20 protein-coding genes, 1 tRNA gene and 1 pseudogene are annotated in these 17,249 nt (G+C 65.4%); 8 read left to right on the top strand and 14 right to left on the bottom strand.

Going from position 1 to position 17,249, the window contains the following annotated elements:
* The first annotated feature begins 5 nt into the window (after positions 1 to 5).
* Positions 6 to 848 carry an alpha/beta fold hydrolase gene (locus VJ109_RS07610; RefSeq protein WP_324760284.1) on the top strand — a complete coding sequence of 281 codons (843 nt, stop codon included), beginning with the start codon at positions 6 to 8 and terminating at the stop codon, positions 846 to 848.
* On the opposite strand, the gene VJ109_RS07615 is transcribed toward VJ109_RS07610, so the two are convergent.
* Positions 845 to 1,399, bottom strand: coding sequence for a MaoC family dehydratase (locus VJ109_RS07615; protein ID WP_324760318.1), 555 nt, complete (start codon positions 1,397 to 1,399; stop codon positions 845 to 847). The two genes, VJ109_RS07610 and VJ109_RS07615, sit on opposite strands and share 4 nt — an antisense overlap.
* Positions 1,400 to 1,696: 297 nt before the next feature.
* On the opposite strand from VJ109_RS07615, the gene VJ109_RS07620 reads away from it, so the two are divergent.
* The 5 genes and pseudogenes from VJ109_RS07620 to VJ109_RS07640 all read left to right on the top strand — a co-directional run bounded on the left by VJ109_RS07620 (position 1,697) and on the right by VJ109_RS07640 (position 4,998).
* Positions 1,697 to 1,993, top strand: a complete 297-nt coding sequence (locus VJ109_RS07620; RefSeq protein WP_324760286.1) for an AbrB/MazE/SpoVT family DNA-binding domain-containing protein — start codon at positions 1,697 to 1,699, stop codon at positions 1,991 to 1,993.
* 5 nt (positions 1,994 to 1,998) lie between these two features.
* Complete coding sequence (locus VJ109_RS07625) at positions 1,999 to 2,550, top strand: hypothetical protein (protein ID WP_324760289.1); 552 nt, start codon at positions 1,999 to 2,001, stop codon at positions 2,548 to 2,550.
* A gap of 43 nt (positions 2,551 to 2,593) precedes the next feature.
* A complete protein-coding gene (locus tag VJ109_RS07630) occupies positions 2,594 to 3,145 on the top strand; it encodes a poly(R)-hydroxyalkanoic acid synthase subunit PhaE (RefSeq protein WP_324760290.1) in 552 nt (183 codons plus the stop codon).
* Positions 3,132 to 4,517, top strand: a pseudogene (gene phaC / locus VJ109_RS07635) (class III poly(R)-hydroxyalkanoic acid synthase subunit PhaC); the annotation flags it as partial. The gene VJ109_RS07630 and the pseudogene phaC, both read left to right, overlap by 14 nt.
* Before the next feature lie 40 nt (positions 4,518 to 4,557).
* Positions 4,558 to 4,998: a TIGR00725 family protein gene (locus VJ109_RS07640; protein ID WP_324760292.1), complete on the top strand. Its 441-nt coding sequence runs from the start codon at positions 4,558 to 4,560 to the stop codon at positions 4,996 to 4,998.
* Here VJ109_RS07640 and VJ109_RS07645 read toward each other — a convergent pair.
* The 4 genes from VJ109_RS07645 to VJ109_RS07660 all read right to left on the bottom strand — a co-directional run bounded on the left by VJ109_RS07645 (position 4,987) and on the right by VJ109_RS07660 (position 8,019).
* The gene (locus VJ109_RS07645; RefSeq protein WP_324760293.1) at positions 4,987 to 5,211 is read right to left on the bottom strand and encodes a hypothetical protein; all 225 of its coding nucleotides are present in this window, start codon (positions 5,209 to 5,211) and stop codon (positions 4,987 to 4,989) included. The two genes, VJ109_RS07640 and VJ109_RS07645, sit on opposite strands and share 12 nt — an antisense overlap.
* 48 nt (positions 5,212 to 5,259) lie before the next feature.
* A complete protein-coding gene (locus VJ109_RS07650; RefSeq protein ID WP_324760295.1) occupies positions 5,260 to 6,807 on the bottom strand; it encodes a glutamate-cysteine ligase family protein in 1,548 nt (515 codons plus the stop codon).
* 52 nt (positions 6,808 to 6,859) lie between these two features.
* Positions 6,860 to 7,429, bottom strand: coding sequence for a mechanosensitive ion channel family protein (locus tag VJ109_RS07655; protein WP_324760296.1), 570 nt, complete (start codon positions 7,427 to 7,429; stop codon positions 6,860 to 6,862).
* A 95-nt stretch (positions 7,430 to 7,524) separates the two neighbouring features.
* Positions 7,525 to 8,019: a DUF7858 family protein gene (locus VJ109_RS07660; protein WP_324760299.1), complete on the bottom strand. Its 495-nt coding sequence runs from the start codon at positions 8,017 to 8,019 to the stop codon at positions 7,525 to 7,527.
* Positions 8,020 to 8,193: 174 nt separating this feature from the next.
* Between VJ109_RS07660 and VJ109_RS07665 the strand changes: the two genes are divergently transcribed.
* Entirely contained in the window at positions 8,194 to 9,054 is an 861-nt protein-coding gene (locus VJ109_RS07665) for a transcription initiation factor IIB (RefSeq protein WP_324760301.1), read from the top strand.
* Here the strand turns inward: VJ109_RS07665 and VJ109_RS07670 are convergent.
* From VJ109_RS07670 to VJ109_RS07705, 8 genes are all read right to left on the bottom strand, one after another.
* Positions 9,033 to 9,698 carry a MinD/ParA family ATP-binding protein gene (locus tag VJ109_RS07670; RefSeq protein ID WP_276178786.1) on the bottom strand — a complete coding sequence of 222 codons (666 nt, stop codon included), beginning with the start codon at positions 9,696 to 9,698 and terminating at the stop codon, positions 9,033 to 9,035. The two genes, VJ109_RS07665 and VJ109_RS07670, sit on opposite strands and share 22 nt — an antisense overlap.
* On the bottom strand, positions 9,695 to 10,327 hold the full coding sequence (locus VJ109_RS07675) for a DUF7857 domain-containing protein (RefSeq protein ID WP_324760302.1): 633 nt from the start codon (positions 10,325 to 10,327) through the stop codon (positions 9,695 to 9,697). Before VJ109_RS07675 ends, VJ109_RS07670 begins: the two co-directional genes overlap by 4 nt.
* A gap of 33 nt (positions 10,328 to 10,360) precedes the next feature.
* On the bottom strand, positions 10,361 to 11,170 hold the full coding sequence (locus VJ109_RS07680) for a DUF7856 family protein (protein ID WP_324760303.1): 810 nt from the start codon (positions 11,168 to 11,170) through the stop codon (positions 10,361 to 10,363).
* Positions 11,167 to 11,502: a DUF7855 family protein gene (locus VJ109_RS07685; RefSeq protein WP_324760305.1), complete on the bottom strand. Its 336-nt coding sequence runs from the start codon at positions 11,500 to 11,502 to the stop codon at positions 11,167 to 11,169. Before VJ109_RS07685 ends, VJ109_RS07680 begins: the two co-directional genes overlap by 4 nt.
* 45 nt (positions 11,503 to 11,547) lie before the next feature.
* Positions 11,548 to 12,132: a DUF7504 family protein gene (locus VJ109_RS07690; RefSeq protein ID WP_324760306.1), complete on the bottom strand. Its 585-nt coding sequence runs from the start codon at positions 12,130 to 12,132 to the stop codon at positions 11,548 to 11,550.
* 51 nt (positions 12,133 to 12,183) lie between these two features.
* Positions 12,184 to 12,456 carry a DUF7854 family protein gene (locus tag VJ109_RS07695; protein WP_324760307.1) on the bottom strand — a complete coding sequence of 91 codons (273 nt, stop codon included), beginning with the start codon at positions 12,454 to 12,456 and terminating at the stop codon, positions 12,184 to 12,186.
* Positions 12,456 to 15,167, bottom strand: coding sequence for an AAA family ATPase (locus VJ109_RS07700; RefSeq protein WP_324760309.1), 2,712 nt, complete (start codon positions 15,165 to 15,167; stop codon positions 12,456 to 12,458). The genes VJ109_RS07695 and VJ109_RS07700 overlap by 1 nt, the downstream gene beginning before the upstream one ends.
* A gap of 133 nt (positions 15,168 to 15,300) precedes the next feature.
* Positions 15,301 to 16,479 carry an AGE family epimerase/isomerase gene (locus VJ109_RS07705; protein ID WP_324760311.1) on the bottom strand — a complete coding sequence of 393 codons (1,179 nt, stop codon included), beginning with the start codon at positions 16,477 to 16,479 and terminating at the stop codon, positions 15,301 to 15,303.
* Between the two features lie 87 nt (positions 16,480 to 16,566).
* Between VJ109_RS07705 and VJ109_RS07710 the strand changes: the two genes are divergently transcribed.
* Positions 16,567 to 17,094: a P-loop nucleotide/nucleoside kinase family protein gene (locus VJ109_RS07710; RefSeq protein ID WP_324760312.1), complete on the top strand. Its 528-nt coding sequence runs from the start codon at positions 16,567 to 16,569 to the stop codon at positions 17,092 to 17,094.
* Positions 17,095 to 17,126: 32 nt separating this feature from the next.
* Here VJ109_RS07710 and VJ109_RS07715 read toward each other — a convergent pair.
* Positions 17,127 to 17,199, bottom strand: a tRNA-Pro gene (locus tag VJ109_RS07715).
* Positions 17,200 to 17,249 lie beyond the last annotated feature (50 nt).

Consider the following 17,249-nt stretch of genomic DNA (forward strand, 5'->3'; position numbering starts at 1 on the left):
CTTCGATGACCAGCGAGATCACGTCGGAATCCGTCGAGTTGAGAGTCGACGGTGACGACGTCGACGTTCACTACCGGACCGGTGGCGAGGGACCGCCACTGGTATTTCTCCACGGGATCGGACTGGACGCCGCAACGGTATCGTGGCGACACGCCTTACCCGCACTCGCGGACGAACGGACCGTCTACGCACCGGATCTGCCGGGTCACGGGGACAGCGACAAGCCCGACCGGGCGTACACGACGGAGTATTACCTGGAGACGGTCGCGGCGTTTCTCGACGCCGTCGAGGTCACCGAACCCGCGATGGCGGGGCTCTCGATGGGCGGCGCGCTGGCGCTGGGACACGCTCTCGACGGCGGCGACGTGGAACGGCTCGTCCTCGTCGACAGCTACGGCCTCGGTTCCGACGCGTACTGGCGGGTCGCCGCCAGCGGTGTCCTCCAGACACCCGTCGTAGGCAATATGCTCTGGCAGGGCGTCAGCACGTCGAAACCGGCGATCCGGGCCGGACTTCGGGGTATGGGCGCGGCCGAACCGCCACAGGAACTAGTCGAGCAGGTCGCGTCGGTCGTCGACCGACGGACGGTCCGAGCGATGCGCCGCTGGCAGCGCAGCGAGTTCCGGGCTACCGGGTTCAAGACGGATTACTCCGGTCGGCTCTCTGAACTGGAGGTCCCGACACTGCTGGTCCACGGTGCCGCGGACCCGCTGCTCCCGAAGTCGTGGACCGAACGAGCGGCCGCGTCGCTCGCGGATAGTGAGCTAAAGATACTGCGGGAGTGCGGTCACTGTCCGCCCCGGGAGCAGCCAGAGCGTTTCAACCGGGCACTGCGAGCCTTCTGTTAGTTCGGGAGATCGTCGATCAGGACGACGGCCTCGCCGTCGATGGCGACTTCACCCTCGTCGACGACGCGGGTCGTGAGACGGTACTGATCGTCACCGAGGTCCTCGACGATCTCGCACTCGGCTGTGAGACGGTCGCCGATCCGGACCGGGTTGTGGAACTCCAGGTCCTGTGAGAGATAGATCGTGAGTCCGGGCAGCCGTGCAAGCGCCGCGCTGATGAGGCTGCCGACCAGCGTTCCGTGGGCGATCCGCCCGCGGAAGCGGGTGTTCTCCGCGAACTCGTCGTCCAGATGCAGCGGGTTCGTGTCGCCGCTGGCGGCGGCGAACTGTCGGACATCGTCCTCGGAGATCGTCTTCGTGAACTCCGCACGGTCGCCGACACCCAGGTAGTCGGGGTGGTCCTCCGAGAGCGAGACGTGCCACTCGGGGAGGTCTTCGTCGGGTTCGATACGATCTACGGGTTCGACGACGTCCTCTGTGTCCGCTCCGTCCTGTTGGACACCGAAGGCGGCGAAGGCTGCCCGGTTGGCCGCGACAACGCTGTTGAACATGTGTGAAGACGTTTCCGTCCACGTGTCTAACAGCGGGTTCCGGTGAGATTCAGAACTCATCGATACTGATATCTAGTCGTCCGGGTATTAAACCTTGGCGTTGTTTCAGCGTCTACAGCCACGAGAAGCCGGCTACCGGCCGGAAACGGGATTTTAATATCATATTTTCAATATATACCACCCGAAAGAGGTGGTTCGAAGGGGGAGACTAGCGATATCCACTCGTTGCCATTGAATGGTAACAGATGGTATTCAGCGGAAGTTTTATATCGTTGAAGGGTGTAGGTGGTAGTACCGATGGCCGACGAGGACGATGGCCTGCTGTGGCCCCCGATGTTCAAAGGGATGCAACAGGCAAGCGAGGACGCGATGGAACAACAGCAGGAGATGATGAAGCAGTTATTCGCCACTGGCGGTATGCCGAGTATGGATATGAACCAACTCGGCGCGATGAGTCAGATGGCGACGTTCAAGACCCGCGTGCAAAGCGGGGGTCGCATCAGCATCCCCGATGCCGAGCGCGAGGCGCTCGACATCGACGAAGGGGATATCGTCCAAGCAGTCGTCCTCCCGGTCAATAACAACACAGAGTGATTCCAATGGTAGACTACACAACCCCCGTCACGACAGCTTTCGAAATGCAGCGCGCGTCGATCGAACAGAGCCAGAAGGCCCTCGAACAGAGCTTCGAGTTCCAGAAGAACGTCAACGAGGCCGTCATCGACAGTCTCGACACCCAGGAGTCGGCACAGCGCCGCGGTGTCGAGCTCTCGAAGACCGCCTTCCACAGCTACCTCGACGCGATCGAGGCGACCGTCCCCGGCGTCGCCGGGAGCGTCGACGAGGTCCGCCAGGCAGTCGACGAGCAGTACGACTTCCTGCTGGAGAACCACGCAGAGGTCTTCGACAACGTCGAGAACGAGATGGTCGAAGGCGCCGACGCCTACGACGATATGACCCAGGAGTACCTCGACGCCGTCACCGAGCAGGTCGAGATGCTCGTCGACGCTCACGAGGAACTGGAGTCCCAGTCCATCGAAGCCGCCGAACAGTTCGGCGACCAGCTCGACGAGGTCCAGGAACAGGTCGAGGAGATGCAGGCCCAGGTCGAGGAAGTGCAGGCGAAGGCCGCTGACGCCGTCGAGGCGTAACGAACCAGCCGTTTTTTGTGCGCGAACGCGCGAGCTACATACTATGAGCAACAACGAGATGCAACAAGAATGGGCGGAGATCGTCGAGGAGATGAACAACGCGGTCGCGGAGTCGATGGAGCAGAACATGAAGGCCCAGTCGGCCTTCGTCGAGTCCTGGGCCGACGCCGTCGAGGACTCGCTCCCCAGTGAAGGCGAGATGAGCGAGGGGATGGAGGGGTACGGCGAGGCCTACGAGACCTGGCTCGACGCCACCGAGCAGATGATGGAACGGTCGGCCGACGCCGCCCAGGGCGAGGACGTCGACCCCGCCGAGTTCCGTGACATCTGGCTCCAGTCGGCCAACGAAGCGTTCAAGAACGTGATGAGCACGTCCGCCTTCGCCGCCGCGAACGGCCAGCTCGTCGAGTCGATGATGGATATGCAACAGGAGGCCGACGAGATGAGCCAGGACGCCATCGCCCAGATGGGGTTCCCGACGCGGGACGACATCGACGAGGTCGGCGAGCGCCTACTGGAAGTCGAGCGCCGCCAGCACGCCGTCGAACAGAAGCTCGACCGCGTCCTCGAACACCTCGAAGAGAACGATGTCTAGCGAGCCCGTCAACCCGTTCGCGGCAGCACTGAACTTCCAGACGAAGACCCTGGAATCGCTGAGCGAGGCCGCCGAACGGAGCCAGATCGCCGACGAACGCCTGGAGCTGATGGAGTCCGTCGAGGTCGGCCAGACGCCCAGCGAGGTCGTCTACGAGGAGAACAAGCTCGAACTGCTCCACTACGACGCCGAAGCCGCCGGGATCGAGGTCGACGAGGCCGACAAGGAGTCGATCCCGATCCTCATCACGTACGCGCTGATCAACCGGCCGTACATCCTGGATCTCCAGGAGGAGCGGTCGGTCGTCCGGCGCCTGCTGGAGGCCGGCCACGACGTCTATCTCATCGACTGGAACGAGCCGTCGCGGCTCGACCAGCACCTGACGCTGGACGACTACGTCAACCGCTACATGGACAACTGCGTCGACGTCGTCCGCGAGCGCTCGGGCCACGACGCGATCAACATCCTGGGCTACTGTATGGGCGGGACGATGTCGGTGATGTACGCCGCGCTCCGCCCCGAGAAGGTCAACACGCTCGGGCTGATGGCCGCGGGCCTGTGTTTCGACCACACCGGCGGCGTCCTCGAAGAGTGGGGCAGCGACGAGTACTACTCCCCCGAAGACGTCACCGAGACGTTCGGTAACGTCCCCGCGGATATGCTCGACATTGGCTTTGCACTGATGGACCCCGTCGAGAACTACGTCTCGAAGTACATCCGCCTCGCGGAGAACATCGAGAGCGAGGGGTTCGTCGAGAACTTCGGCCGGATGGAGAAGTGGCTCGGCGACGGCATCGACGTCGCGGGCGAGGCCTACGTCCAGTTCCTCGAAGACATCTACCAGGACAACAAGCTCTACAAGAACGAACTGGAACTCGACGGCGAGCACGTCGACCTGAACAACATCGACATGCCCGTCCTCCAGTTGATGGGCGAGTACGACCACCTCATCCCGCCGGAGGCCTCCAAGCCGTTCAACGAGGTCATTCCGAGCGAGGACACGAAGACCATCGAGTTCTCGACCGGCCACATCGGCCTGTCGGTGTCCTCGTCGACCCACGCCGACCTCTGGCCCGAGGTCGCACAGTGGTACAAGGACCGCAACGGCGGCGACGAGGTCGACATCGAGGTCGAGTCGCCCGGTGAGACCGAGGAAGACGCCGGCGACGACGCGGTTGCGGCCGAGGAAGGCGGCGTCGAACCCGCCGCCGACGTCGAGACCGTCTCGGGCATCGGTCCGACCTACGCCGACCGCCTCCACGCGGCGGGGATCGAGACCGTCGCGGAACTGAGCGAGTACGACGCGGCCGAGTTGGCCGAGATCGCCGAGACCACTGAGTCCCGCGCCCAGGACTGGCTCGACCAGCTGTAGGCCGGGGGTCCTTTTTGTCGTCGCCGACCGATCGACAGCCATGCGCATCTCCGTCATCGGCGGTTCGACAGTTACCGACGAACAGTACGGTCAGGCACGGGAAGTCGGCCGCCTGCTGGGCGAACGCGGTCACGAAGTCGTCTGTGGCGGTCTGAGTGGCGTCATGGAAGCGGTCTGTAAGGGTGCGAACGAGGCCGGCGGTCACACGATCGGAATCCTGCCGGGCGAGCACCGCGCGGCGGCAAACGACTACGTCGACACCGTCGTCGCGACCGGGATGGGAAATGCACGGAACGTCCTGGTCGTAATGAACGGCGTCGCGGCCGTCGCCGTCGACGGCAGTACGGGGACACTCTCGGAACTGGGTCACGCCCTGGACATGGACCGACCGGTCGCCGGGTTGGGAACGCACGACGTCGACGGCATCGAACACGTCGACGATCCGCAGGCGGCCGTCGAGTACGTCGAGTCAGCGCTGTAGCCGTCGGACGACGGCCGCGAGCGCCAGCAACCCCACCCCCACTGCTCGGACCCGCTTACGGGCACCGCTTCGGGGCCGGAACTCGACTGCGAGTCCCGTCCGGTAGCCGAACCGGGCGGTTCGCAACAGGAGACCGGGCACTAGCAGGTGGATGACTCCCACCAGTGCCGTCCCGAGCCAGAGCAGTCGGCGTTCGGTCGTCGAGAGACGCATGTGGTCGGCTATGGACCGGAGCGGGATAAGCAGCCGACCGGCTCCCTGTTACCGCCGCTCGTCCGTCTCTCCGGGCGAGTCGAACCAGTCGACGAAACTCCCCGACAACAGCGTGTCCCGCTGGTTGCGGATGTACTGGGCTTGCATCCCCCAGATCGCCTCCGCGAGCGGGACGTTCTCCTCGACGCGTCGACGGACGAAGTCGTGTTTCCAGCGGGCGGGGGTCAGCCGGCGGTCGACCCGTTCCCGCAGCGGCCGGATGTACTCGTGGGCTTCCTCCGTCGAGAGCCCCCGCTGTTCGAGGCCGTCCCGGGCGAGTTCGAACAGCTCGCCGTACAGCTCGTCGGTGGCAGTCGTGCTCGCCCCGTTTGCCGTGATCCACTCGATGTCGGCACGCAGACCGTCTTCGACGGCGGCGTAGAAGTTGTCCCTGGCCGTCTCCCAGTCCAGCGACTGGATCGGATGTTCGAACCGCGGGAGACTCGCCATCAGGCCGGCGAAGACCGCCTCGAAGCCGATGGCGTCGGCCAGCGTCGGCTGGGCGGGCAGCGGGCGGAACTCGATGCGGGCGTTGGCCGCAGAGCGGGTCGCCCCCTCGAAGACCGGCCGGACCCACCGCCAGTACGAGCCGTGTTTGTGCCGGAAGTGAACGAAGTCGTCGTCGAACCGACCGCCCGACTGGAGGTCCATGGGGACGATGACGTCGTCGGCGACGATGTCGTCGATGGCCTCCTCGACGGTCTCGAAGTCCGGCGGGAAACACACCTTCGGCGGCGTCGGGTCCTCAGCCGGCGGGTTCAGCACCGATTCGAAGACGCCGATCCGGTTCTCCATGTGGGCCTGGTCGACGATCTCGTGGTCGGGGGCGTCGTCGTAGAGGTCCGGCGGGAAAAACGGCGCGTTGACCCCGAGCGCGAGCAACGGTCCGGCGACCCGGAGCGCGTAGCTGAAATACTCCGGAAGGTCGGGCGCGTGGGGGATCTGATAGTGGGGCTGAATCGACGTGATGAGCGCCTCGGGCATCACCGTCGGCGCCGACAGAGAGACGTTGGGGGCGTCGAGTTCGAACGCGGCGGGATACTCCGTGTTGGCCATCGTGTGGTACCGGACCGAGTCGGACATGTTGGTCCCGATACGTACCCCGTCGTGTTCGACGGCGTCACAGAGGTAGCTCTCGGCAGTCTCGCCGTTGGGTGGGACCGTCCACATCCCGTCGGCGACCAGCCTGATCCCCTCGCTGCCGAGCCGTTGCTCGGCGGGCATCAACGACGCCTTCAACTCGTTGCGCTGTGCCGCCAACCCGTGGGAGTTCAACGGCTGCGGACTGGTCTGCATCTCGGCGTTGTGCAACCCGAGTTCCTTCTCGAAGCCGATGAGCTCCAGCAGCTGACGGGGTACCCGGCGGAGCGCGTCGGTCCGGTCGTCGACGGCGTACAGCTCCAGCTCCATCCCCACGATGGCCTCACTGTTGTCGAACGTTCCCGACCGGACGGCCGACTTCAGCTCTTCGGCCTCCGCCCGGGCACGCTCGTTGAACGCCTCGCCATCGACATCGAGAGCCTGCCGAACCCGCGCTGCCAGTTCCGAAGCCGACATACAACGGGGTTGTCGGAGGGGGGTAATAAGGGTGGTCCAGTGGCCAGCCCGGTCAGCCGGCGCTCTCCTCGCGGCTCGACTCCGTAAGCCGCCAGCGTTTCTCGACCTCCCGGTTCGCTAGGACGACGAGTGACCCGTCCTCGACACGGAGCCTGGTCTTGCGCAACCCGATCGCGGTAATCGTTCCCGTCACCGACGCCGTGTCGACGCGATACCCCTCGTTGAAGTCCGGATCACGGAGCAGGTAGACGCCAGCGACCGTGTCTGCGATCATGTCCTGGAGCGCGAAGGCGACCCCGAGGCCGATAAATCCACTCGCGGTCCCCAGGCTCGCGGCGACGTTCCCGAGCCCGACGATGTTCAACAGGACCAGCGCCGCACCGAACCACAGGAAGATCGCGATCACCGTCACCGTCAGGTCAACGACGAGCCGTTGGCTCGACGGGTAGAGCCGTTCGAACACCGACCGGGCGATCGTGAGGATGATCTTGATACTCACGTAGGCAAGCGCGAGAAACAGCGTCCCGAGGACGATCTTCGGAACCGCGGCCATGATCCCGTCGACTAGCTCCGTCCCGATAGTGGCGAGTTGCTCGCGAAACGACGTAGCCTGGAGCAGCATACGTCTCGGGTTGTCCGTCGAGTTAGTTAGTAACACGTGCTATGGCCCTCCGTGAGGCTGTTGCCAGGACTCGACGATATCGTGTGGCGTGGCAGTTACAACAGTTCGCCGACATCGCTCATCGTCTCCCCGAGCGGGTCTTCACGCTGTGTCGATAGGGCGCCCTCGACGGCGTCCCGAGCCGCCGGCAGCGGGTCGTGGCTCTCACAGTAGACCGCCAGCGCGAACTCGTGGTTCCCCAGTCCGGAGAGTGTCACTGCGTCGGTTCGCGAGAGGTCGCCCGACAGCCAGTCACGGACGACTTCGCGACCCTGTGGCCCGACCGGCGTGACCTGTTCACCGACCAGATGCAACGTCTTCGCGGCGGTGACCGGCGCGACACCGGCCGCGTGGCCACTCGCCCCGACGCCCCGGCCGGCGGCGTACGCCTCGACGATGGTCGCCGCAGTCTCGGGCGGACAGGGCAGCGCGTCCGCGACCGGCCCGAGCCGTTCGGCGAGTGACGTGTCGGTGTCGTCGACAGCGGCGACACCCTGCTCGTGCTGTCGCTCGGTGACTTCGATCCCCGCGGCGATGTCCGACAGCGCCATTTGTCTCAGATTCGCCTGTCTGGAATTTAACCCTGGCGGCTTCCCGCTCCCGGCCGGTGGAATCCTGTCGAACCTACCTACCGGTTACCGGTCGGTTATTTCCGAGATGATCCGTCGGTTCCGGGGCAGTTGATCGGTTTTTTAACCCCTACACGGACCGTAGGAAAAGACAGGATGAGCACGACAGTGTCGAGCTGCCCCGAGTGTGATAGCCCAGTCGAACGAACCGGCTCCGAGAGCGTCTGTTCGCAGTGTGGGTTGGTCGTCGGTGAGGACGCCATCGACCGCGGCCCGGAGTGGCGCTCGTTCGACGACGACGATACCGAACGCGCCCGGACTGGTGCCCCGCTAACCCGATCGCGTCACGACCGCGGGCTCTCGACCGAGATCGGTCGATCGACGCGGCTCAAGGGCCGAAAACGCCGGCAACTCGCCCGATTACGGCGGGAACACACCCGGGCACAGGTCAGTTCAAAGCGCGAGCGCAACCAGATCTACTCCTTTACCGAGATCCGTCGCATCGTCTGTTCGCTCGGTCTCTCGGACGCGCTACGGGATCGGGCATGCGTGCTGTTCGAGTCCGCCCAGCAGGCGGACCTGTTACAGGGTCGGTCGCTAGAGGGCTTCGCTGCGGCGACGGTGTATGCGACCTGTCGGACCGAGGGCGTCGCACGGACCGTCGAGGAACTGTGCCGTGTCGCTAAGGCCGACGCCAACGAGTTGCGTGCGGCCTACGACGCGTTGAACCGGGAGTTGGGGTTGCCAACGGGGCCGATCGACCCCCGGGAGTACGTCCCTCGGTTCGCGACCGAACTCGACGTGCCCGACGCCGTCCGACAGTGCGCGGAAGAACTGGTCTGTGAGGCCCGCGAGCGAAACCTCGTCAGCGGCCGGAACCCGGCCGGCGTCGCAGCCGCCTGCCTGTACACCGCCGCACGCAGACAGGACGTCGATCTCACGCAGGCAGAGGCAGCAGCTGTCGCAGACGTGACGCCGGTGACACTGCGTGGGACCTACAGTGATCTACAGCCGTAGGCAGCCGTCGCGAGCGTCTCGAACGCGTCTGCGGCCGGTGATTCCGGGGCAATCTGCCCGACAGGGCGCCCGTGCCGGTGGGCCGTCGCGAGCCGGTCGCTCTCCGGAACCGTGACGACGGGAGCGCCGAACTGATCGGCTAGCGCTTCGGTCCGATGGGCGTCTCGAACGCGGTTGAGGACGACCCGGCAGAGTCCCGTATCGAGTTCCCTGGCCAGCGCCCGGACGCGGAGCGCGTCGGCGAGCGCCGCCCGATCGGGGACTGTCACGACGAGCGCGGCGTCGGCGACCGACAGCGGGAGCCCCACGTCCGCCTGGAGCCCTGCCGGCGAATCGACGATCACCCACCGGTAGGTACGGTCGAGCGTCTCCAGTACGTCGGTGAGTGTCGCCGGGTCGGACGCCCGCGCGCCCGCCAGCGTTCGTCCACAGGGAACCAGCGTGACCGGGCCGCTCTCGTCGACGGCCGCCATCGGCGCCGCACGGCCGGCCAACACGTCGTGGAGGTCCGGTCCACGTCGCTCCGGGAGGTCCGCCATCGCGAGATCCCCGTCGACGACGACGCCGTCGAGTTCCGCCCCGAGGTTGTACGCAACCGTCGACTTCCCGACACCGCCTTTCCCGCCGGTGACGGTCAGAATCATCCCGATCGGTCCGCCGACTGGTCGATCGTTCCACGGCGGTCCGCGAGCCGGTCGGCTCGCCTGGCGAGTTGCCGGAGCGTCCGTTCGTCGGGGACCCCGCCGTCGCCACTCGGGAAATCAGCGTCGGCCGACTGCTCGACACTGTCGAGGCGCCGTGTAACGGTATCCAGCCAGTCAGTCACCGCTTGCGGAAGCCCTGTCGTTGTTGCCGACTGCTCGTCAGTCGTGTCGGGACCAGCATCGGTCCCGCCGTCGTCGACAGTAGCCTCGGGGACGGCGTCGGCGGGTGGCGACGGGTCACCGAGATCACGGACGATCGCCGCCGGCGTGGTCCGCTCGTCGACGGACTCGGCGTTCGGTGCGGGCGTCACACTGTCGAGTCGTGCCGGTGGATCGGTCGGCGGTGCCTCGACGGCGTACCCCAGCGCGTGTCGACCCGGATCGAGGACGCCGGCGAACCCGTCGTCGGTCCAGCCCGGCGTCGGACGGCCCTCGCGCCGGGGCGGACAGACCGAGCCGTCGAGACAGTTCGTGACGGTGACGTGGGTCGGTTCCGCTGTGACGACGACAGTGGCAGTGACCAGAGTCACGCCCTCGTGGTGTTCCCACGAGCAGTCGATCGAAGCCATAGGTCCCCCTGGTCCCGGCTTCGCTTCTAAACGTTAGCATCGAACGACCGGTGCATCGAGCCACGCCGCGGCCGAATCCGGCGTGGCGAACCGATCGACCGCGACGACGACCGGGGCCGGTGTGTTGGCGAGCCGTAGAACCGCGAGAGCGGCGGTGATCGGACCGGCGTCGAACGGTTCCGTCGGCGTCGGGCCAGGCACCTCGGCGACGGCGGTCTCGAACGACGGACGCAGTCGCTCGACCAGCGTCTCCCGGGCCGCCCGTTGGCGGTTAGCGAGTCGGTCTTCGAGACGACGGCGCTCGGCTAGCCGCTCGCGGTAGGCCCGAAGCTCCTCGCGGCGGCGCTTCCGGCTCTGTTCGGCGGCAGTCCGCGCAGTTCGGCGCTCGGCCAGCGTCGTCGCGGCCGCTCTGAGATCCGCCCGCGCGGCTGCCGCGTCAGCGTCGACTGCCTCGCGGGCCTGGACCCGACCGCGGTGGACGCCGACAGACTCCTGGAGCGCGGCGAGGTCGTTCTCGGTGACGCTGTCAGCGCGGGTCGTCCGGTCGGGGACCGACGGGTCGATCTCGGCGATCCGTTCCCGGAGCGCCTCGATCTCGGTGTCCTCGGGGGTGGTGTGACCAGTCGACCGTGCCGCAGCGGCCAGCGCCGTCCGCGTCCGGAGCCCAAGGTCGGGACGAACGTGGCCAGCGTAGCCGTAGACCGCGGTCGGTTCCGGTGCGTCGACGGCCGGTCGACGCGTCTGGCCACGGATTGCCGCGGCAACGGTCGAACCGTCGACCACGTGCGATCGGAGGTCGACGACACGCCCCTCGTATGTCGTCGGTCCGAGCACGAGTTTCACAGCGGTTCCCCCCGCATCGAGGACGGAGCCGGCAGGTCTCTCCCCGACGCGAACCGCTCGTACGGAACGGCCGGCTCAGAGCGGTCCTCGTAGCGCCGGGCAGCCGACCGGACGTGTTCGGGGACATCGGTCGGTTCGAACGGACGGACTCGCTCGACTTGCACGTCCACCCCGTGTTTCGCCTGGAGACGGAGTGCCTGGAACGCAGCGAACTCGGTAGCTGAGAGCAGCGCAGCCCGGCCGAACCGCTGGACGACACAGGAGCCGTGTGTGCGACAAACGTTCCGGAGGTCTCGGCGAGCCACTCGCGAGTGGGCGACGACCAACAGCACAGCGGTTGTTTCTCATACTTTGGTAAAAAATTTACTTCTCTAGAGCTACAATAATTGTCGAGTCCGGATCTCCCGGTCGCCGTCCCGAACGTGGACGACAGCATCGAACAGTGAGGTCAGCGCGTCGACGGTCTGCCTGTCGTGGGCTGTCGGATCGAGATGGAAGTGTGCCAGTGCGTCGGCAGCGTGGAGCTGGCCGACGACGGCGTGGAGGAACTCGTATAGTGTCTCGAGTTCGACGTACTGGAGGACAGCCGTCAGCGAGTCGAAACAGACGACGACATCCTCACGGCCCGAGAGTGTCTGGCTGAGCGTGATCCCCAATCCGGTAAGGTCACTGGGTGTCGAGACGGTGTCGACGCTGACCGACGAGAGCGATTCGTCGTCTTCCATCGGAGTCTCGCCGACAGCGATGACCGACAGCGATGCCGGTTCGACCGCCGACGTGTGGACGGCCTCGACACACGCCGACGGCGAACGGGTGTACGTAACCCACAGGACGCTAGCAGGCGTCTCTCCCGCGTTGAGTAACTCGGTACAGTGGGTCCCGCCACCCGCGTGGCGGCTCATCGACGGCGCACAGATCAGCGTATTGGTCGCTCCGGCGAGTTCCTCGGGAAGCTCACTCATCGACAATACACACCGATACACTCCCGGGGAGTAAAACCACTTTCACTGCACTCACTCGACAGGAGCGACCTCGAACCGCCCGGGTTCGTCGACGAGCGAGCGAACACGGTCGCGTGCCGTCGTGCCGTCCGACGCAAGGACAACGAGTCCGTCGACCGGACCGTCACCCTGTGCCCGGTAGGCCCGTAACTCGCCCTCGAAATCCGTCGCGTACGTCCGCAGGACCCCCCTGACCTCCCGTTCGAGGTCGGCAAGCGAACACTCGCCCTCTTCGAACGTCGCCAGGGCCTCCTCGACGTTCCGCAGTGCGGAGATACGGTCCATTATGTCGTCCGGAGATGGTCGGTGCGGGGCTCGTACACCTCGCCTTTCTGTTTGAGCTTCTCGATCTCGTGTTCGGCCTTGGACTCGTCGATGTCGACTTCTTCCGCGCGTTCGATGACCACGTCGACCGGCGCGCCCTCGTCGTACTCGTCCTCGATATCGGCGATGATCCCCCGGATGTTCTGGATGCGGTCACGCTGGCTCTTAGAAGTCCCCGTCTCGACCACGTCGGCGTCGAACTCGCCGGTCTCGGGATCGACGCCGATCTCCTTCAGACAGTAGTGGGCGATCTCGACGGCCCAGTCGGCGTCCTCCTCCTCGACGGTATCCGACAGCCGGATTCGCGCGGAAGCCTCCGCCAGCCGGACGAGCGCCTCCAGTTTCCGGGCAGTGACCGGGACGGGAGCGTCCTCGTCCTGGCCTTTCAGCCGTAGATCGACGTAGAACTCCTCGATGACTGTCTTTGCTTCCTCGGTCATCGTCGGGAAGCAGTTGCGCTTGGCGTAGGCGATATACTTCCGGAGGAGGTCCGGTTCGATCGTCGGTGCGACCTCGTCGGTGACCGTCTCGACCTCCTCGGCGGAGTAGTTGGAGGTCGAGGTCTCGACCCGGTGGGTGTTCAACTCGCCGGCGTAGTTGGTCTGGATGATGTGCTGGGCGAGGTTGCGGTCCTTCTCCTCGTCGGGCTGGTCAGTGACGGTGAAGATGAGGTCGAACCGAGAGATCAGCGCCGGCTCCAGATCGATCTGCTCGCCGATGGATTCGTACTGGTCGAAGCGGCCGTACTTGGGGTTTGCCGCACCGAGCAGCGAGCAACGACTTTTCAGTGTCGCGTTGATGCCGGCTTTCGAGACGCTGATCCGTTGTTGTTCCAATGCTTCGTGCATCGCCGAGCGATCCTCGGAGTTGTGGACGACCATCCCGTTAGCGAGGAAGTTGTGTGTGCCATCGACAGTCAGATCGTAGACGCACGGATCCGGTCTAGATTCAGTTTCCGCTGGTACTGTCTCGACCGATTCGACACGCTGGCACGTCACGTCCGCATCGGTCAGTTCTGGACGGTCGGAGATGTGTTCTGCATCTGCATCACCAGCCGAAGGCACCGCCGACGAGTCCGATTCGGTGGTCGGTACTGTTCCGCCGTCGGCGGCCGTATGGCTCACCGACCGCGGAACGTAGACCCAGTCACCGGCTTCCAGATCGGCGGCTGGCTGTTCGACACGCTCGCCGTTTTCGCGGACGAAGAACGGGTGATCCGCCGTCGCGGTGAGTCGTTCGCCCGTCTGGAGTGTCACCCGCGTCAGGTCCTCGGGCGCGTCGTACTCGTGGATGGCCGTCACCGGGCGGGTAACGAGCCGCCCATCGTCGGTCATCGTCCAGACCTGCAGGTCGTCGATGTCACGGATCGTGCGACCGTTCGAGAGCGGTTCGACGGTACCGTCGGTTGCGTGCTCGTACGCGAGGTCACGGATTCTGCTGATCCCGTCTGCCCCGTGAACGAGGGTGTCTCCAGTCACGCAACTCATCTTGTCTAGCTCGTCGACTGCCGCGATACCTTGATCGGCCAGAACGAGTGCACCAGCCTCTAGCGTCCACTGTTGGCCGTCACCGAAGTCGTCCCTCACAGCCGCCGCAGTAAGGCCGGCAGAGCTGGAGCCTTTCCCCGACGTGTACACAGATCGAGGTGCTATCTCTCGGATATATGATAACATCTGCGATTTGCCAGTTCCAGGGTCCCCGATAAGTAGCATATGCAGGTCACCCCGGATGCGCGAGCCGTCGGGGAGTTCCTTCGTGACCCCCGAGAACAACTGGAGCATCATCGCGAGCTTCTCTTTCTCGTAGCCGTAGATCGAGGGGGCGATGGCGCCGACCATCCGGTCGTAGATGTCGGGCTCGTTCGAGAGCTCGATGATCTCTTTCTTGTCGGCGTCGGTGATGTCCATGTCCTCGAACTGCTCGTCCTCGATGACGACGCTGACCCCGTCCATGTAGATGTCGAACATCGGTGACTTGTCCTGGTCCGACCCCTGCTGGTCGAGTTTGAGGACGCCGGTGACCCGGACGTGGTCACCCGCCGTCACCGTCCCCGTGATGTCGTCCTCGACGTTGATGTCGATCGACTGGGGCGTCTCACCGCCACGCAACCCTTCGGGGGACTCCTGGACGCGGATCTTCTGGGCGTCGATGAACTGGGACTGTTCGGTGTTGAGCCGGAACGGACCCTGGCGTTCACACCCCTGGCACTCGTGGGGTTCCTGGAAGTCGCCGGTGTTCTGTGGGATGCGGGTGAGGGTCCCACAGCGCTGGCACTCGAAGGCGGCTTCGACGACCTTCGGACGAACGTCGGTCGCCTTCCGGACGATACCCTGAACGGCGATGAGGTTGCCGTGGTGTTCGTGACGAATCTCGCGGATGTCCTCGGACTCGGGGAGGTTCTGGACGCGGACGTGGGCCTGGCCCAGCGAGACGTCGACGGGGAGGTCGTACAGCCGCAGCGCCTCCTCGGCGTACTCCTGGAGCTGTTCGGGCTTGGTTCGGTAGTCGTCGGCCAGGTCCGGATCGAACCGATAGAGGTCGTCCCAGTCGATATACAGCGACTTCTGGTCGTTGGGGTACTTCTGTGCGAGCTCACCGATCTCGTTGCGGTAGTAGTTGCGGTAGAACTCCTCGAAGCGATCGATGAGTTCGGTGTTGTCGGCGGTCGCCATCTGGTTGGACAACGATTGCGCCCGACGGGCTAAGAATGTTCGTGAACGGGGGTGAGCATAAGACGGTGGTCGACACGACCGAGAGACCGCGGGTCGATCGCTCCCGAGACAACGGGAAACGAACCGCGGGCGGCTACTCGCCGAGGCTCCGCAGGCTCTCGTAGCAGGCTCCGATCGGGTGATAGCCCGGTTCGACCGCCGGCCCGTCGCCGGTCGGATACGGCTCGTTGTCCGCGTCGACCCGCTCGTACCAGTTGCCACTGGGCGCGACCATCGTCTCGACCGCGTACTCCCAGCAGCGGTCGTACCACTCCCGGTACCGGTCCCCGTCGGTCCGCTCGATCAGCGCGGCGGCGGCGCCGATCGCTTCGGCGACCTCCCAACCGTACTTGTCGTCGACGACTGGCTCGTCCGCCCGGTCTAGCGAGTAGTAGAACCCGCCGCGGTCGTCGTCCCAGCCGGTCGTCGCCGCGTCGAACAGTTCCCTGGCGCGGTCGAGCAGCCAGTCGGCCTCGGCGTGGCGGTCCAGAATCGAGAGGAGTTTCGCCCACTCGGCGTGGTGGCCCGGCTGGTACCCCCACGGGCGGAACTGATGGGTCGGGTCGTCGCGGTTGTACGCGAAGTCGTGGGTCCAGTCGTCGGTGTAGTGTTCCCAGATCCGGCCGTCGGTCTCACCGGCCAGATCGACACAGAGCCGCTCGGCGACGGTCATGGCACGGTCGAGATACCGGGTCTCGCCGGTGACCTCGTAGGCGACGATGTTGGCCTCGCAGGCGTGCATGTTGGCGTTTTGTCCGCGGTAGGCTTCGGCCGCGTCCCAGTCGGCGTCGAAGACGCTCCGGTAGAGTCCCTGGTCGGGCTCGTAGAACCGCTCGTCGAGCAGTGTCCAGGCCTCGTCGAGCCGGTCCGCTGCGCCGTCGACCCCGGCATCGGTCGCCCGGGCGTACGCGAGGACGACGAAGGCGTGCCCGTAGCAGACCCGCTGGGAGTCCGTCGGCGTCGTCCCGGAGAGCAGCCAGTGGTACCCTCCGTGTTCGGCGTCGCGAAAGTGCTCGTGGAGGAAGTCGGTGCCACGCTGGGCCGGGCCCAGCCACGGATCGGCACCGAACAGCTCGACAGCCAGCGCGAAGTTCCGGGAGAACCGCGCCGCCGCCACCAAGTGTTTGCTGTCGGGATCGTAGCTCTCGCCGGTCTCGGCGTCCAACTGTGCGACGAACCCACCGTTCCGTTCGTCGACACAGGCCGGGTAGTAGAACGCCAGCACGTCCCCGAGATGACCCCGGAGCCAGTCGGCGTCGGTGTAGGCACTCATGGCACAGCGTGCACACCGAGACGGCAAGGGTCTGTCGCCGGCCGCCCGAATCGTGGAAATTAAGCCTCGACTGTGTGAACGGTCGCTGTGGACAGCCCAGCACTCATCGCCTTCTGTGGTCTCCCGGGCGTCGGGAAGTCGACGGCCTCCGGGTACGCCGCCCGGCAGTGCGGGGCAACGCGATACCGCAGCGACGAGGTGCGAAAGTCGCTGTTCGACGACCCCTCCTACACCGACGCCGAGATCGAACGGACCTACGAAGAACTGCTCTCGCGTGCCCGGACGGAACTGGATCGAGGGGTGCCCGTCGTCGTCGACGCGACGTTTAATTCGGTGCGCTACCGGGAGATGGCCGTCGAGACGGCACGCGAAGCCGGGGCCGAGTTGCTCTTCGTCCGGGTGACCTGTTCTCCCGAGGTCGTCAGAGAGCGGATCGAGAGCCGCGATGGAACCGTCAGCGACGCCGATTTCGCGGTCTACGAACAACACCGGGCGGCGTTCGACCCATTCGAGCGTGACCACGTCGTCGTCGACAACTCCGGCCCGGTCGAGGCGACACGCGACCGGATCGAGGAAGCGGTCGTTCGGCCCGTCTGTCAGGCGGCCCAGCAGTAACTAGCTGTTCGGGTCGAGAGAACCGCGTTGAGTGGGATCGCCCAGATTTGAACTAGGGGCACGGGCACCCAAGGCCCGAAGGTTACCAAGCTACCCCACGATCCCGCAGGTGAGGATGCGTCCGTCACCGAGTAAAGGGTTTCGTTGCTCGCGTC

The sequence above is a fragment of the Haloarcula montana genome (genome assembly GCF_035666295.1).
Classification (GTDB): Archaea; Halobacteriota; Halobacteria; order Halobacteriales; family Haloarculaceae; genus Haloarcula; species Haloarcula montana.